At 49.8% G+C, this 16,918-nt stretch carries 16 protein-coding genes; 5 read left to right on the top strand and 11 right to left on the bottom strand.

Annotation, left to right across the window (positions count from 1 at the left end; translation table 11 throughout):
* Nucleotides 1–56: 56 nt before the first annotated feature.
* The 4 genes from infC to galE form a co-directional block, all read right to left on the bottom strand.
* Entirely contained in the window at nucleotides 57–566 is a 510-nt protein-coding gene (infC, locus tag V7Z75_RS02755; protein ID WP_334107043.1) for a translation initiation factor IF-3, read from the bottom strand.
* Nucleotides 567–651: 85 nt separating this feature from the next.
* Entirely contained in the window at nucleotides 652–2,559 is a 1,908-nt protein-coding gene (gene thrS / locus V7Z75_RS02750; protein ID WP_334107040.1) for a threonine--tRNA ligase, read from the bottom strand.
* Between the two features lie 110 nt (nucleotides 2,560–2,669).
* Nucleotides 2,670–3,710 carry a TIGR03790 family protein gene (locus V7Z75_RS02745; protein WP_334107039.1) on the bottom strand — a complete coding sequence of 347 codons (1,041 nt, stop codon included), beginning with the start codon at nucleotides 3,708–3,710 and terminating at the stop codon, nucleotides 2,670–2,672.
* Nucleotides 3,711–3,812: 102 nt separating this feature from the next.
* Nucleotides 3,813–4,817: a UDP-glucose 4-epimerase GalE gene (galE, locus tag V7Z75_RS02740; protein ID WP_334107038.1), complete on the bottom strand. Its 1,005-nt coding sequence runs from the start codon at nucleotides 4,815–4,817 to the stop codon at nucleotides 3,813–3,815.
* Nucleotides 4,818–4,960: 143 nt separating this feature from the next.
* Here galE and rfbB point away from each other — a divergent pair, with 143 nt between their 5' ends.
* The 5 genes from rfbB to V7Z75_RS02715 are packed head-to-tail and all read left to right on the top strand — an operon-like array spanning nucleotide 4,961 to nucleotide 9,339.
* A complete protein-coding gene (gene rfbB, locus V7Z75_RS02735) occupies nucleotides 4,961–6,052 on the top strand; it encodes a dTDP-glucose 4,6-dehydratase (RefSeq protein ID WP_334107379.1) in 1,092 nt (363 codons plus the stop codon).
* The gene (gene rfbA / locus V7Z75_RS02730) at nucleotides 6,049–6,927 is read left to right on the top strand and encodes a glucose-1-phosphate thymidylyltransferase RfbA (protein ID WP_334107036.1); all 879 of its coding nucleotides are present in this window, start codon (nucleotides 6,049–6,051) and stop codon (nucleotides 6,925–6,927) included. The genes rfbB and rfbA overlap by 4 nt, the downstream gene beginning before the upstream one ends.
* The gene (gene rfbC / locus V7Z75_RS02725; protein ID WP_334107035.1) at nucleotides 6,927–7,475 is read left to right on the top strand and encodes a dTDP-4-dehydrorhamnose 3,5-epimerase; all 549 of its coding nucleotides are present in this window, start codon (nucleotides 6,927–6,929) and stop codon (nucleotides 7,473–7,475) included. The genes rfbA and rfbC overlap by 1 nt, the downstream gene beginning before the upstream one ends.
* Entirely contained in the window at nucleotides 7,475–8,371 is an 897-nt protein-coding gene (gene rfbD / locus V7Z75_RS02720; RefSeq protein ID WP_334107034.1) for a dTDP-4-dehydrorhamnose reductase, read from the top strand. Before rfbC ends, rfbD begins: the two co-directional genes overlap by 1 nt.
* A 2-nt stretch (nucleotides 8,372–8,373) precedes the next feature.
* Nucleotides 8,374–9,339, top strand: a complete 966-nt coding sequence (locus V7Z75_RS02715; protein WP_334107033.1) for a DUF6625 family protein — start codon at nucleotides 8,374–8,376, stop codon at nucleotides 9,337–9,339.
* A gap of 229 nt (nucleotides 9,340–9,568) precedes the next feature.
* Here the strand turns inward: V7Z75_RS02715 and V7Z75_RS02710 are convergent, their stop codons facing one another.
* The 7 genes from V7Z75_RS02710 to V7Z75_RS02680 form a co-directional block, all read right to left on the bottom strand.
* Nucleotides 9,569–10,549, bottom strand: a complete 981-nt coding sequence (locus tag V7Z75_RS02710) for an acyltransferase family protein (protein WP_334107031.1) — start codon at nucleotides 10,547–10,549, stop codon at nucleotides 9,569–9,571.
* Between the two features lie 76 nt (nucleotides 10,550–10,625).
* Complete coding sequence (locus V7Z75_RS02705) at nucleotides 10,626–12,071, bottom strand: mannose-1-phosphate guanylyltransferase/mannose-6-phosphate isomerase (protein WP_334107029.1); 1,446 nt, start codon at nucleotides 12,069–12,071, stop codon at nucleotides 10,626–10,628.
* 44 nt (nucleotides 12,072–12,115) lie between these two features.
* A complete protein-coding gene (locus tag V7Z75_RS02700; RefSeq protein ID WP_334107028.1) occupies nucleotides 12,116–13,282 on the bottom strand; it encodes a nucleotide sugar dehydrogenase in 1,167 nt (388 codons plus the stop codon).
* A 78-nt stretch (nucleotides 13,283–13,360) separates the two neighbouring features.
* On the bottom strand, nucleotides 13,361–13,837 hold the full coding sequence (locus V7Z75_RS02695) for a GDP-mannose mannosyl hydrolase (protein WP_334107027.1): 477 nt from the start codon (nucleotides 13,835–13,837) through the stop codon (nucleotides 13,361–13,363).
* A gap of 11 nt (nucleotides 13,838–13,848) precedes the next feature.
* On the bottom strand, nucleotides 13,849–14,610 hold the full coding sequence (locus V7Z75_RS02690) for a WecB/TagA/CpsF family glycosyltransferase (protein WP_334107025.1): 762 nt from the start codon (nucleotides 14,608–14,610) through the stop codon (nucleotides 13,849–13,851).
* Entirely contained in the window at nucleotides 14,607–15,776 is a 1,170-nt protein-coding gene (locus tag V7Z75_RS02685) for a glycosyltransferase family 4 protein (protein WP_334107023.1), read from the bottom strand. Before V7Z75_RS02685 ends, V7Z75_RS02690 begins: the two co-directional genes overlap by 4 nt.
* Nucleotides 15,773–16,909, bottom strand: coding sequence for a glycosyltransferase family 4 protein (locus V7Z75_RS02680; protein WP_334107021.1), 1,137 nt, complete (start codon nucleotides 16,907–16,909; stop codon nucleotides 15,773–15,775). Before V7Z75_RS02680 ends, V7Z75_RS02685 begins: the two co-directional genes overlap by 4 nt.
* Nucleotides 16,910–16,918 lie beyond the last annotated feature (9 nt).

Raw genomic sequence — 16,918 nt, 5'->3', positions numbered from 1 at the left:
CCACTTCTCTTGCTACTTTACCTACTACTACTCGCAAATCCTGGCACCCGCAGGCATCAGGGTTTTACTTTCTTCTGCGGTGACAATACCATCACCATCTGGCGGCCTTCCATTTTCGGGAACTGTTCCACCACTGCAACTTCTACCAGGTCAGCCTCAACACGCTTTAATAGCGCCAGCCCAAGCTCCTGATGGGTAATTTCGCGACCACGGAAGCGCAAGGTTACCTTGGCCTTGTCGCCCTCTTGCAGGAAGCGGATCAGGTTACGCAGCTTGACCTGGTAATCACCTTCATCCGTGCCGGGGCGGAACTTGACTTCCTTGACCTGCACCTGCTTCTGCTTGAGTCGCGCTTCATGCTGGCGCTTGCTTTCGGCATATTTGTATTTGCCGTAATCCATCAAGCGGCATACAGGCGGACTCGCCTGCGGCGCGATCTCGACCAAGTCGGTATCAGCCTCTTCAGCCTTGGCAAATGCTTCATTCAGACTCACGATGCCTAACGGCTCGTTATCCACCCCAACCAAACGAATCTGAGACGCAGTAATATCGCCATTGATCCGCAATTCCTTTTCCTGAGCTATCGCAAAATCTCCCGTATGTAATATTTAAAAGGTCAATAAAGAAGCCGCGCTACTCGCGAGAGGCTTGTCAGACCTTGTTGTCAATGTCGCTTTTCAGTCGCTCAATGAACGCACTGACTGGCATGGAACCAAGATCTTCGCCCTTGCGGGTACGCACGGCCACTTGACCAGTTTGCATTTCACGCTCACCTGCAATCAGAAGGTAAGGCATTTTCTGCAAGCTATGTTCGCGGATTTTATAGGTTATTTTCTCATTTCTCAAGTCCGACTCGACGCGGAAACCATTTTTCCTGAGTTCCGCCACGACGGAATCCACATATTCCGCCTGGCTATCGCTGATATTCAGCACCATAGCCTGCACCGGCGCCAGCCATGCCGGCATTGCTCCTGCATGGTTTTCAATCAGAATGCCAAGGAAGCGCTCCATGGAGCCAACAATCGCGCGGTGCAACATCACGGGATGCTTACGGCTGTTGTCCTCATCCACATATTCCGCGCCCAGGCGCTCCGGCAGGTTGAAATCCAGCTGGATGGTGCCGCACTGCCACAGGCGGCCCAAGCTATCCTTGAGCGTGAACTCGATCTTGGGGCCGTAGAATGCGCCTTCGCCAGGTTGCAGCTCGAATTCGAGGTTATTCTGGCGCAATGCAATTGCCAATGCTTCTTCCGCCTTATCCCAGGCCTCATCCGTTCCCACACGCTTTTCCGGACGGGTGGAGAGCTTGACCAGAACTTCATGGAAACCAAAATCTTTATAAGCCCTGTAAAGCATGACAATGAAGTCCGCCACCTCATCCTTGACCTGGGTCTCGGTACAGAAAATATGCGCATCATCCTGGGTAAAGCCGCGCACGCGCATCAGGCCGTGCAGGGCGCCCGATGGTTCGTTGCGGTGACAGGAGCCGAATTCGGCCAGGCGCAGCGGCAGGTCGCGATAGCTATGCAGGGTGCTGTTGAATATCTGGATGTGTCCAGGGCAATTCATCGGCTTGACCGCATAATCGCGGTTTTCCGAAGCAGTAGTGAACATATTGTCATGGTAGTTCTGCCAGTGGCCCGACTTTTCCCACATGACCCGATCCATGATAGTCGGAGTGCGTACTTCCTGGTAGCCGAACTCGCGAAACATGCTGCGCATGTATTGCTCGACCTCTTGCCAGATCACCCAGCCACGCGGATGCCAGAACACCATGCCCGGCGCCTCGTCCTGCATGTGGAAGAAATCCAGCTGACGGCCCAATTTGCGATGATCGCGCTTCTCCGCTTCTTCCAGCATGTGTAGATAGGCATCCAAATCATCCTTCTTCGCCCAGGCCGTGCCGTAAATGCGCTGCAGCATCTCGTTGTTGGAGTCACCACGCCAATAAGCGCCTGCCACCTTCATGAGCTTGAAAGCTTTGAGCTTACCAGTGGAAGGCACATGGGTACCACGGCACAAGTCGGTGAAGTCGTCCTGGGTATAGAGTGAAATTTCCTGATCAGCAGGGATCGAGCCGATGATCTCCGCCTTGTATTGCTCGCCGATAGATTTGAAATAATCCACAGCTTCGTCACGTTTCATGACGGTACGCACGACAGGAATATCACGCTTGACCAATTCCTGCATACGCGCTTCGATCGCCTGCAAGTCCTCGGGCGTGAACGGACGTTTGTAGGAAAAATCGTAGTAAAAGCCGTTGTCGATTACAGGTCCAATGGTGACCTGGGCTTCCGGGAACAATTGCTTGACCGCCTGTGCCAACAAGTGGGCGGTAGAATGGCGGATAATTTCCAGGCCTTCGGCATCGCGGTCAGTGATAATCGCCAAGTCCGCATCATTCGTGATCTGGTAAGAGGTATCCACGGCCTTACCATTGACCTTGCCACCCAAGGCGGCACGCCCCAAACCGGCACCGATGTTCATCGCAACCTCTGCGACCGTCACAGGCTCATCAAACTTGCGTTCAGAGCCATCTGGCAAACGAATAACTGGCATATATTCCTACCCAATAAACAGCAAAAGCCGTTTAACGGCTTTTACTTGCGCAATCAATTTAGCTGGCGATTATCGCATAGACGCGACCAGCACCACAACACGGCTAATATTTACCGCTTGTAAGGCGAAGCCAACGGCTCACCGATAAAAACCCCTTGCACCGGCCAGGCCACACTCTTCCAATAAGCCTCAATGGCTGAAGCGCCCAACAGATAATGTTTGAGTAATACGGCCGGATTAGGAAACTTCTGCCAATGGTTGCAAGGCTCGGATACCGTACCATAACTAGCTGTCGCCCCGGCCTCCAGCCAGCGCAGGCTGCTCATCTGTCCCCTCCCCAGCAAATCTCCACCAGCTGAAGTCAAGTGATCCGCCAGCGCGCCGGGGAAGAATTGCAAAGTATCAAGATCAGGCACTGTGACCAGTCCTGTCTGATAAATCATGATGTCCTTCACGTCACGGATACTGTCCACCTTGAGATTCTTGATTTCAAGATAACGTGGCGCCACCCTACCCGAGGGCGGAAAGAATACCGCGCGGCTGCTACGGTTCTTGTCCGATGTCGTCAGGTAATACGCCGTGGCTGCCGGCGCACTATAATCGCTAGAAAATCCACGATCAATCAATATCTTGGCTTCTTCAAATGACTGCACCGGTAACAACATGGACAACCGATATCCCATATCGTCAAATGGCTTGAGGGAACGGGAATTGAAATAGCGGCTGGGATTCTTGGCTGCAGCACAAGTATTGGCGCACTGCTCCGGGTCAAACCCCATGGTCATGGCTGCAGTGATGGAATTGCATTCTACGGCATAAGGCGCAGTCCACATCATGACGATGACCTGGTGTCGCGGCTGCAGTTGCGCATCAATCTCTTGCTTGAGTTGGCTGAAATATTGCGCGCTCACCTTCCTTGGGCTGCCTGGGATACTAACCCTGACCAGATTATCTTCCGGAATATTACGTACCTTAAGGTAATACTCGCCCGCCTGAACGCTCTCCGGCTGATCGATATTCACTATCACCGCCACATTCTCAGGTTGCAGATTGTAGCCATCCTTGTTAGGTGTACGGAGGGAAATCGCCTCACCCGCCAGTGCAGAGATACTCAGGATCAGCAAACCGAGCATCAATAATAAAAATCGCACGTCAGCCTTTTCCTATGTTTAACAATATCAATAAAACGGGAGCCAAAACTCCCGTGCATATTAACATTGGCTCAAGACACGACACCATCGCAATCCGCAGCGTTATGTCGCCTGCGCTAAGTTTTGCTGCCAACGCCAGCTATCCACGCACATTTGCTCAATCCCACGTGTTGCTTTCCAGTTCAGCGCCTGCTCTGCATACGCTGGATCGGTATAACTGGCTGCAACATCGCCCGGCCTACGAGCCACTAGTTGGTACGCCACCTTGTGCCCACTCGCCTGCTCAAACGCCTTGACCATCTGCAACACGCTATATCCCTGGCCAGTACCTAGATTGCATGTCAGCACACCCTTGGATTGCTCCAGCTTTTCCAGCGCCCGCAGATGCCCAATGACCAAATCCACCACATGAATATAATCACGCACCCCGGTGCCATCGACCGTGGGGTAATCACTGCCAAACACCGAGAGAAACTCGCGCTGCCCCTGTGCCACCTGGGTGATATAAGGCATGAGGTTATTCGGGATGCCGTTGGGATTCTCGCCGATCAGGCCACTCTCGTGCGCCCCGACAGGGTTGAAATAGCGCAGGATAGCAATCCGCCAGCTCGGGTCAGAGGCTGACAAGTCGCGCAGGACATCCTCCACCATGAGCTTGCTTGCCCCATAAGGGTTGGTTGCAGACAAAGGAAAGCCCTCGCGAATAGGCACACTGGCAGGATCGCCATACACCGTTGCAGAAGAGCTGAATACAAACTGTTTGGCGTTGAAATCCTGCATCACACGCAACAAAGTCACGCTGCCGGCCACATTATTGTCGTAATACCACAAGGGATGTGCGACCGACTCCCCCACCGCCTTCAAGCCTGCAAAGTGCATCACGGCCTCAAAAGCATGCTTGGTAAACAAATCGCGTAGCAAAGCTTCATCCCGCACATCTCCCTCAACTAACACCGGCGCCTTGCCTGCAATCTGCTTGATACGATCAATAATGTGAGCCTGACTATTGCTGAAATTATCCAGCACTACCACCTCATACCCGGCATTAATTAACTCCACACATGCGTGAGAGCCTATATAGCCTGTGCCACCTGTTACTAAAATCATTTAACCATTGCACTCCGTGCACATTAATAGATACCGAACATAACATAAATATATGAGGATTTATTGGCTAGCATATAGCACCATCCTTTAGAATCATGGATAGTCAAATTGTAGTCAGTTCAATCATCCTCTAATTTATGCAGATAAAAAATACCATTTTGGTCACCGGCGGCGCAGGTTTTATCGGTGGTAATTTCGTATTAGACTGGATCAAGGCAGGGCTTGGCACAGTTATTAACCTCGACAAACTAACCTATGCTGGCAATCTGGAAAACCTCAAGGATATCGAAGGTAACCCCAACCACATCTTCGTGCATGGCGATATCGGTGATCGTGTACTGCTCGCAAAACTTCTTGTAGTCCACAAACCGCGCGCCATCATCAACTTTGCAGCCGAAAGCCATGTGGACCGCTCTATTCATGGCCCTGAAGACTTCATCCAGACCAATGTGGTCGGCACATTCCATTTACTGGAAGAAGTACGCGCTTACTGGAATGCTCTGGTAGCGGCTAACCCGACAGAGAAGGAAAACCCGCAATTCCGCTTCCTGCATGTTTCCACCGATGAAGTGTATGGCACTCTGGGCCCTACCGATCCAGCATTCACCGAAACAACGCCTTATGCGCCGAACAGCCCATATTCAGCCTCCAAGGCAGCGTCTGACCATCTGGTCCGGGCCTATCATCACACTTATGGTTTGCCAGTGCTCACCACAAATTGCTCCAACAACTACGGCCCTTACCACTTCCCAGAAAAGCTGATTCCGCTGTGCCTACTCAACGCTTTGGCTGGCAAACCCCTGCCTATCTACGGTGATGGCCAGCAGATTCGAGACTGGCTATTCGTCAAAGACCATTGCAGTGCGATCCGTCGAGTTCTTGAAGCTGGCAAGCTTGGTGAAAGTTACAATGTGGGCGGATGGAATGAAAAAGCCAACTTGGATGTCGTACAAGCGCTTTGCAGCATCCTTGATGAACTCAAGCCTAAAGCTGACGGCACTAGCTACAAAAAACAACTCACTTTCGTCAAAGATCGGCCGGGCCATGACCGCCGTTATGCCATCGATGCCACAAAACTGGAACACGAACTCGGTTGGAAACCAGCAGAAACTTTCGATACTGGCATCCGCAAGACTGTCGAGTGGTACCTGCAGAATCAAGCTTGGGTCAACAACGTCACCAGCGGAGAATATCGCAACTGGGTGAGCAAACAATACAGCGGGAGCGCCGCATGAGAAAAGGCATTATCCTGGCTGGAGGCTCCGGCACACGGCTATACCCAGTCACCCAGGCAGTGTCCAAACAACTCCTGCCAGTTTACGACAAGCCCATGATTTACTACCCTCTGTCCACACTTCTGCTGGCAGGAGTACGCGACATCCTGCTGATCTCCACCCCCCAGGACACACCACGCTTTAAGCAACTCCTTGATGATGGCAGTCAATGGGGCATTAACATCACCTATGCCGTGCAGCCTTCCCCTGATGGCCTGGCGCAAGCGTTTATTATCGGCAAGGATTTTATCGGTAACAATCCAAGTGTACTGGTGCTTGGAGATAATATTTTCTACGGTCACGACCTGGCGCATGATCTAGCCCATGCCGATCAACGCCAAGAAGGTGCCACCGTCTTTGCTTACCCCGTGCACGATCCAGAGCGCTATGGCGTGGTGGAATTTAACGACGCAGGCCAAGCAATCAGCCTGGAAGAAAAACCTAAAGAACCCAAGTCACGCTATGCCGTGACCGGTATTTATTTCTACGACAACAAGGTGGCCGACATTGCTGCTGAGCTCAAGCCCTCTCCTCGTGGCGAGCTCGAAATCACCGATATCAACAAAACTTATCTGGCAAAAGGCGAGTTGAATGTAGAGCTGATGGGCCGTGGCCATGCGTGGCTGGATACCGGCACCCATGAATCTCTGCTCGAAGCCTCCCTCTTCATCGAAACCATAGAAAAACGACAAGGTCTCAAAATTGCCTGCCCAGAGGAAATCGCTTACCGCAAAGGTTACATCAGTGCTGCGGATGTCGAAACTATTGCCCAGCCCTACCTGAAAAATGGCTATGGTCAGTACCTGATCCGCATGCTGAAAGAAAAGGTGTTTTAATGAATGCAGTTCCAACTAATATTCCCGACGTCATCGCCTTTGAACCCAAAGTATTCGGCGACGCACGCGGCGTCTTCTTCGAAAGCTTCAACCAGAAAGTCTTTGAAGACGCCGTTGGCAAACATTACGACTTCGTGCAGGACAATCACTCCCAATCATCCAAAGGCGTATTAAGAGGCTTGCACTACCAGATTGAGCAAGCTCAAGGCAAACTGGTGCGTGTGGTTGCAGGCGAGGTGTTTGATGTCGCCGTGGACATCCGCCGCTCCTCCCCTACGTTTGGTCAATGGGTAGGCCAGTATCTTTCCGACGAAAACAAAAAACAAATATGGGTGCCTCCGGGCTTCGCTCATGGATTCCTGGTGCTCTCCGATACGGCTGAGCTCCTCTACAAAACCACAGATTTCTATGCCCCAGCACACGAACGCTGCCTGAGCTGGAACGATAGCACCACCAATATTCAATGGCCTGACATTGGTACCGCACCATTACTCTCCGCCAAGGATCAACAAGGCCTTAGCATTCATCAAGCTGAGTTATTTGCATAATGGCAAAATTCAAGAAAATCCTGCTCACCGGCATCAACGGCCAGGTGGGCCACGCACTCTATCCCACACTGCACAGCCTAGGAGAAGTAGTTGCGCTGGGCCGTCAACAACTCGACCTATCCAGGCCAGATCACATACGTGAAGTAATACAGCACTACAAACCCGACCTCATCATCAATACAGCCGCCTACACGGCTGTTGATAAAGCAGAATCAGAGCCTGAATTAGCCTATGCTATCAATAGCATTGCCCCTGGCATCTTCGCAGAAGAAGCAGCCAAGCTAAACGCACTCCTAGTGCATTACTCAACGGATTATGTCTTCGATGGCACCAAGGCTACGCCTTACGTGGAAACCGACGAAACCAACCCGCTCAGCGTCTATGGCACCAGCAAGCTTGCAGGTGAAAAAGCCATTCAGGCGGCTGACACTCCCCACCTTATTTTTAGAACGAGCTGGGTTTACGGTGCTTATGGCAAAAACTTTCTGCGCACCATATTGCGCTTAGCCTCCGAAAGGCCAGAGCTCAAGATAGTCAACGATCAATACGGCGCGCCTACCACCAGTACCGCACTCGCCGAGACCACCATCGCCGCACTACAAAGTTGGAAGCAACAATTCAGCGGTACCTATCACATAAGCAACAGTGGCTGTACCAGCTGGCACAGCTTTGCACAAGCCATTGTTACACACGCCCACAAGACTCCCGGCCTCGTCCTGCTTTCGCCTATAGAACACATTATTGGTATCAGCACCGCAGAATACCCCACACCTGCGTACCGCCCGAGAAACTCGCTGCTCAGCAATCACAAACTGGCAAAGGCGTTTAATATTGAAATGAAAAGTTGGCAAGATGAATTGGCCGAAACCTTCAATCAGTTAGAAATACAATTATAGACATGAAGAAAATTGCGCTCGTTGTGCTTTACTTTGGCAAATTACCTAATTACTTCGATCTATGGCTATGGTCATGTCGCCACAACCCCACGGTAGATTTTCTGTTATTCACCGATGACAGCACTGCCCATAACTACCCACCAAATGTTAAAGTCAGCTATACGAGCTTTGAGCAGACCAAAGCCCGCATCCAGTCCCACTTTGATTTTCCTTTGACACTTACCTCAGCTTACAAGCTATGTGATTACAAACCAGCTTATGGTTTAGTCTTTCAGGAAGAACTCATTACCTACGACTTCTGGGGGCATTGCGATATCGACCTGATATGGGGAGACATCCGCCAGTTCATTACTGAGGATATCCTGCAACAGTATGACCGTATCTTGCCCAGAGGCCACTTCTCGCTCTACCGCAACAATCCAGATATATCGCGGCGGTTTCTCACTCAGGATCCCGAGCTACCGTCATACCGTGAGGTGTTCAGCGATGCCAAACCATTTTGCTTTGACGAATGGCCAATCCTTTCCACCCTATGGAAAAAAAGACACTGGGCCATGTACGTCAATGATGCAATCATTGCCGACATCAAAGCATCCAAGCACCAGTTCATCGTTAATTCAGACCAGCACAATACCACTAGGGCTCAACTCTTTGTTTGGACTGTTCATGACAAAAACGGGAAGCTTTATCGGTACTGGATAGACAACGACCAAGTTGCGCGCAATGAGTTTATGTACATACATCTTCAAAAAAGGCGTATGGTCACCCCGCCATCCCTAGGCTTCGGCCCCCGCTCACTGTTCATCATCCCGAACGAGTTCGTGATTGATGCTCAACAGGACATCACCATTGGCCTGATCAAGCAATACAAGAGAAGCAAATTGATTTACCGAGATTACTGGACGAGGAAATTAAAAAACCTCAATGTTAGGATTATCAAGTGGATAGGCGGGCACCACCACACATAACACCGCGAGCACCTAGGCGTTTGCCATATGGAGCACTCGCTCTGCAAGCCACGGCAAGATAGATGAAAGGAAGCCCCTGTTTCTTGTATCGCTTAATATCCAATAATGTATCGACTATTAGCTTTTAACACCCATTTCATGCTCACGGCTACCATAACGCATATGAAAATGATCAGCGCTGCCACCAGTGGCGCAGTCCATAAGGGTAAAGTAAGATCAAACGCCAACTTCAGGTGCTTAACGGCAAGATCAGGTAAGGGTGTAAGAAGAATGTTGCAAAGCTCGTATCTGCTACTAAGGATAGCCAACCTATATCCTTGCCCTCCAGCCTAAATAGAAAAACCATGAAGAAAAGACTCATAAAAATCTTCTGAAAAATAATCAAGTCTACGCCCGAGAACTCGAACGCGGGAGAATGGTAATTTCCAGTACGCCCATCCAGAGCCTGTAGCAAAGCAAATATGAGCACCAGCAGTATCAGCCATAATTCCTTGCCTTGTAATAAGGCAAAAAGCTTCTCCCTATGCAAAGAACTCATAATGCCGATGAGATAAACTGGAGTGAAATAGACTAAGGCTTGAACAGGAGAAAAGTACTCTAAGTAATTATGCACCGGCCGCTGCAAAAATACGGAAATTAGTAAGAAGACTGCCACTATCCAAAACTGCGACTTAAGGGAAAGGCCGATAAATTTGAAATGCAGCGGCGACAACAGGAAGGTCAGAATAATAAAAGGTATATACCAGAACACCGTGAGGAAATGCCCAGTCCATAGTAGCAATAAATATTTTCCTATGAACTCCGTCACACCCAATTCATGCCCCTCTAATACTGTCCCATTGTGGATGAAGATAATGATGGCCAAGGGAGAAATGATCAGGTATGGAATCAATACATTTTTGAACTTTCCAGAGAGAAACTTACTGTACTTGAACCGTTTGTAGAATACATGATGGAATAAGAAGCCCGAAATGAATACGAACAACGCGGTACCACCTAGTATGAGGTTGCGGATGGTCGCCCACAAGATTGCCTTCAAGTCTAGGTGTGCGCTGGAAGCAGCGACAATGCTGAAACCAAGTTCAGCCTCAACGTTTGCCACATGGGGCGTAGGTGGACCCATAATTGATCCAGAGAGGTGCCCAACTACGATAAACATAATGGCAACAGCCCGAAAATAACTAAATGAATTCAAGTACATTTTTATCATCAATTCTCTCCCCGAACTGGTTGATCAATCATGCTCCAATCTTGTGTATTTCATTATTATGTGGGAGCCATGCTAGCTAGTTACGGCCATAGCTATCGTCAAAACGCACGATATCATCCTCTCCCAGATAAGCTCCAGACTGCACTTCTATCATCTCCAGGGGCAGCTTGCCCGGATTACTCAAGCGATGGGTCACGCCCAATGGAATATAAGTGGATTGATTTTCAGAGACGAGAAACACCTCATCTCCACGGGTAACCTCGGCAGTACCTGTCACCACGATCCAGTGCTCGGCACGATGATGATGCATTTGCAGCGACAAAGTCGCACCTGGATTGACGACAATGCGCTTTACCTGAAAACGCTCGCCCATATCGATACTGTCATACCATCCCCATGGTCGATGCACCTTCCGGTGTGACTGTGCCTCACCCCTAGCCTGTAACTTGAGCAACTCAACCACTCGTTTGACATCCTGAGTCTTATTTTTATCAATCACCAGCACGGCATCCGGGGTTTCTATCACAGCTAAGTTTTGTAGTCCTACACATGCCAGCAATCTGCTGGTCGACAGAGCCAATACATCTTGACACCCTTCAATGATTACATCTCCACGCGTGGCGTTGCCGGTATCATCCTGTGGCAACACTTTCCAGAATGAGTCCCAGGCACCCACATCCGACCAGCCGGCCTGCAATGGCACCACCACACCTGAAGGTAAGTTGCCCTCTCCATTAGCTACGTGTTCCATCACAGCATAATCTATAGAATCGCTGGGACAATTGGCAAACTGCTGCTTGCCGAGGCGAATGAAATCGCCATCCAACTGATGTACCTCCCAGGATGAACGCGCGGCCTGGAGGATATCAGGACGGCACTGAGCTATGGCTTGCAACCACACGGATGCCTTTACCATGAACAAGCCACTGTTCCAGAGAAACTCACCACTCTCAACATAAGCATTGGCCGTCTGTAAATCTGGCTTTTCAACAAACTGGGCAATCTTGAGAGATACTTGGCTGGAAGTAATCGCATCGCCCACCTTGATATAGCCATAGCCTGTTTCAGGATTATCGGGAACAATCCCGAAAGTCACAATAGCACCCTGAGTTGCGTGCACTGCCCCCTCATTCACTACCTCCTGAAAGGCTTGAGTATCAATGATCACATGGTCAGCAGGCATCACCAGCAATACGGGATCTGCCCCGTCGCGCGCAGCCTCAAGTGCGGCGATAGTCAACGCGGGTGCAGTGTTCCGCCCCACGGGCTCAAGCACTATCTTCCCCAGCTTGCCCAATTGGCGAAGTTGCTCGGCAATGACAAAGCGATACTCTTCATTGCAGACCACAATCGGATTGCTGGAAGCATGTGTCTGTCCATCCATACGACGCAGAGTAGCCTGCAACAGTGAATCTCCGTCCACCAGGGACAAGAGTTGCTTGGGATATTTCTCTCTGGAAAGTGGCCACAATCGGGTGCCAGAACCACCGCATAGAATTACTGGTACGATCTCGGTAGACATTCGGCCCTCTCTGTTCAAATCAAAAGTTAATTGGAAATTAGTGATTAATCGCTGCCAAACAAGTCCCGCGTAAAGACCTTGTCACTGACGTCCTCGAGTTCCTCAACTAGACGATTAGACACAATGACATCGGCCAGTTGCTTAAACTCTTCCAGATCATTCACCACTCTGGATTTAAAGAACTCGGCTTCATGTAACACCGGCTCATACACAATGACTTCAATGCCTTTGGCTTTGATACGCTTCATCACTCCTTGAATACTAGAGGCGCGGAAATTATCTGACCCTGCCTTCATAATCAAGCGATATATCCCAACAACATCAGGCTTCCTCTTCGTCACACATTCAGCAATGAAATCTTTCCTGGTACTGTTGGACTGCACGATTGCATTGATCAGGTTTTGCGGAACATTGCTGTAATTTGCCAAAAGCTGCTTGGTATCTTTGGGTAGACAATAGCCACCATAGCCAAATGAAGGATTGTTGTAATGCGAGCCTATCCGCGGATCCAGCCCAACCCCCTGGATAATCTGCTTACTATCAAGCCCATGGCTGGCAGCATAAGTATCCAGTTCGTTGAAATAGGCCACACGCATTGCAAGATAAGTATTAGCAAATAGCTTGATAGCCTCAGCTTCTGAACTATTTGTCAGAAGAATAGGCACATTTTCCTTGATCGCTCCCGCCTGCAATAGCTTGGCAAATATTTCCGCACGCTCTGACAACTCACCCACCACAATACGCGAGGGATAGAGGTTGTCATACAGTGCCTTGCCTTCGCGCAGGAACTCAGGAGAGAACAGCAGATTATGACAACCCAGCTTCTGCTTCAGCGATTCGGTATAGCCAACAGGGATGGTCGACTTGATCACCATAGTAGCATTGGGCGCAAGCACCATGACATCCTTGACCACTGCCTCGACCGAGCCAGTATTGAAGTAGCTGGTTTCAGGGTCATAGTCCGTGGGAGTAGCGATCACGACATAATCCGCATCTCGGTAGGCATCGGCCTTGTCCAGGGTGGCACGAAAATTCAATGTTTTGTTCTGCAGGTAGCTCTCGATTTCCGGGTCAGCAATCGGCGAAACACGGCGATTAAGCATATCCACCTTCTCTGGCAGAATGTCCAGCGCCACGACCTCATGTTTCTGGGCCAAGAGCACTCCTATCGACAAGCCTACATATCCAGTACCTGCAATTGCAATTTTCACAATACACATCCCTTTCAAATTATTTTATGCTTGGGGCCCATAACCAGCCTTTCATGCATCACAGCATGAACCATCAATTCATTTCAAGAAATAATCTTTTGTATACTGATGAACTTCTGTCGTCCCCAGCAATTCGTCCACACTCCACCATGCCAGTTCACCATGTTGATCATCGTGCGACTGTAGATTGATATCCCCGTCCAAATGCAAGCGATGACCAAGGACAATATAGTGGGTCGAGACACCAATATCGCCCGCAAAACAATCACCGTAGAAATGTTGGTAGACCCCCTGAAACTCCGGCGTCACCTTAGCCTCGGTCAACAAAGTGCCCAGCGATAACTCCTTGTCCAGTATCCTGACCATGGCATCGACAATCTTTTCGCCCTTGAAAATCCTGCCGCCGGGAACAAACCAGCAACCCTGCGCAGGACGATTATTTCTCTTGCCAAGAAGAATCTTGCCATGCTGCTCAACGATAAAATCCACAGAGACCAGTGGCATGGTATCCACCAGAGAAAGAAACTGCTCTCGTGCAAAATGCTGCTTTTTCATAGGGATCGACTCTAGTTTTTATTACCAAGTAACAAGGACTTGGCTGCCAGCACAATGAACAGAGTATTGGTCACAAAATAACGACGCCATAACCTCCTAGGCTCCGAACAGAGGCGATGTAGCCATTCCAGTCCTCTCTGCTGCATCCACAGCGGCGCACGAGTGATCGTACCGGCGTGGTAGTCAAACGCCGCCCCGACCCCAATCATGACAGCATTGATGCGGCCACGGTGTTCAGTCATCCAGCGCTCTTGCTTTGGGCAGCCAAGGCTTACCCAAACAGTGCCTGCGCCAGAGACATTTATACGCTGGACGATATCAGCATCTTCTTCTTCAGATAGAGGCCGAAAAGGCGGCGAATACGCACCTGCCACCTTAAGGGCAGGGAAGGTAGCTTTCAACTTGATCTGCAAGATATCCAAAGTGGATTGCATGCCGCCGAATAGAAAAATGGACTCTCCAGTTGCTTGGGCATGGGCGCAGTATTTCCACATTAGATCGGGCCCATTGATACGCTCCTGTACAATTTGGCCCTTGCGACGCATCATCCACGCAACTGGAGCACCATCAGGCGTTGCCATATCGGCCTGATTGATAATAGCGGCAAAGGCAGGCTCCTGAGTAGCAGACACAACGGAATGCACATTGCAGATGCACACGTAAGCACTCTGGTGCTGCTGTGCCCATTGCGAAATACGAGAAACAGCCTGATCCCAAGCAAGCACGTCTATATTCGCATCCAAGATTTGAATTATTTCCCGCTCAATGCTCATTGATACACTCCAGATGTTTCGGCAATTGCTTCTTTATAAATGGTGACAAGCTGGTTATAGTTGCGCTCTATAGTGAACTCACGCTCATACAATAATCTGGCACTTTTGCCCATTGCTGCCATGGCATCGCGATTATCAACTGCCCAACGCAATTTCGCAGCGAGATCTTCTGCATCTCCTGGATCAAACAACAACCCTGTGACCCCATCCTCCACCAATTCTGCCAAAGCTCCAATCCGGCTCGCAATGACGGGCAGGCCGCAAGCAAATGCTTCAACCAGTGTGCGCGGAAAATTCTCGTACCAGATACTGGGTAACACCAAAGCTAAAGCTGAGCTCATCTTTTGCCTAACCTGCTCGGTACTTAGGGCTCCAAGAGCAATGACATTTTGTCGTCCCTCTATCAGGGATTGCTCTGGTCCAGTCCCTGCCACATTGACACTGACCTCTGCCGGCATCGATGCCATCGCCGAAACCAGCGTGCTGACCCCTTTTTCTTTCGACAGCCTACCTACAAACAAGAAACCCTGTCGCAGCACTGAGGGCGGTGCATCGAAATCCACAAAATTGGGTTTGATGACTATCTTAGAAGCGGGCAAACCTCCTTGAATAAACTTGTTCCTGCAAAAATCATTGAGCGCAATATAACGAGTGATTTTATTACGCCATGTCCCCATCCCCCTGTGCAATGTCACCATCGCCCCCAATACAGCACTCTGCACCATGGACTCACGATAACACTTACGCATCACACCTCGCCAAGGTACATGCCCCAGACAATCCTCGCACACGTCTCCATCCCGTAGAAACATAGCCTGTGGGCACATGAGACGAAAATTATGCAACGTCTGCACCACGGGAATACCGCTCTCCGCAGCCCGCCAATAGATTGATGGGGAGATCAGAGGGAAAGTATTGTGGACATGAATGACATCTGGATGAAACCTGCGGATCACCTCAGCGATATCTGACGATGATGTTGAAGACCACAATGTCTGCTTCACTAAACGCGCATTGCCCAAGAGAGCAATATTATCATTGTGTCTCGTATACACTTCCACATCATGCCCAAATTTCCTGAGCATCTGGCATTCAGACTCAACAACGGTGTCTTCACCACCCTTGTGCTGATATGCATTATGAACAACCAGCACCTTTTCTTTCATAGCACTTTTCTGAATGGCAGCGCTTCCAAACTCGCAATCGCTCCATCGGCAAAATTCTTTGCCATATTCTCAACAGTAAACAATTCTGCACTTTTGCGACACCCAGCTACAAGGGCCGACAAACGCGGCGTATCTTGCAATAAAGCAGAAACTGCCTCTACATAGGCATCTTCCCCAGACTTAACCATCAGGCCATTGCCATCATGCTCAAGATAGGCAACCTCAGGACTATGCAAGCCACAATCAGTAGTCACAATAGGAACAGCGCAGACAAAAGAATCTAAAATACCCAGCCCGACCAGCCCGGGATTCAGCATGACATTGGCAAGCGCCAGCACTGCCACCTTATCTCTGCCTTTACGTACCCCGAGGTAATGAGCCCATTCATGCTGCTGGCAAAACTCTTCCACAAGGGGCTTTTCCGGGCCTGCCCCAACAATGATCAACTCAAAATCAGTAACCTTTTCTCGGATACGTTTAGCCGCACTGAGTAACAAAGGAATCATTTTCTCACGGTAAAGAGAGCCGACATATATCCCGACCTTCCCTCCTTGCAGCCCCAGCGATGATCGAAGAACACCTAGCTCCTCAGCAGTCAGACTCTGGTATAAAAAACCAAGCTCAGTGGTATCGACTGCATTATTCAAAATAGTGACACGTTCGCAGGGGAAACCCGTCTTTTCGATCAAAGGCAAACTCATGGCCGTATAGCCGAACCACCAATCAGCTTGCTTTGCCACTAATCGCTTGAAACGCTCCCTCCAACTGCTAGGGTTACCCTGCAAATTAGCCCCATGGCCCCAGAGCGCTACTCTTGCCTTACGATAAAAATACTGAGCATACAAATTGAACACCAACTTATTCTCTGCAGTGACAACAATCACATCCGCGACTCTCATCTGTTTCCAGAAAGGCTGCCAACATATGCGCCCTCCCAGAAAATATCGAGTATCCAGCCTTTCAGCCCAAGCAAGATCACCAGAGTCCTGTTTCTCCCTTTCCTCGAACGTTGGATCGCCATATGCTAGGCTAAAACGATAGCCACGCTGCTCGAGTTCCTTCTTGACTGCTTCAAAGAATGGAATTCGATAATGCGTTAGTCTACGCTGCACAACCAGTATGTTCTTTTGCATGCTCTAAAA

Source organism: Methylobacillus sp., from assembly GCF_036844465.1.
Lineage (GTDB): Bacteria > Pseudomonadota > Gammaproteobacteria > Burkholderiales > Methylophilaceae > Methylobacillus.
This window is presented reverse-complemented; position numbering and strand designations above follow the sequence as displayed.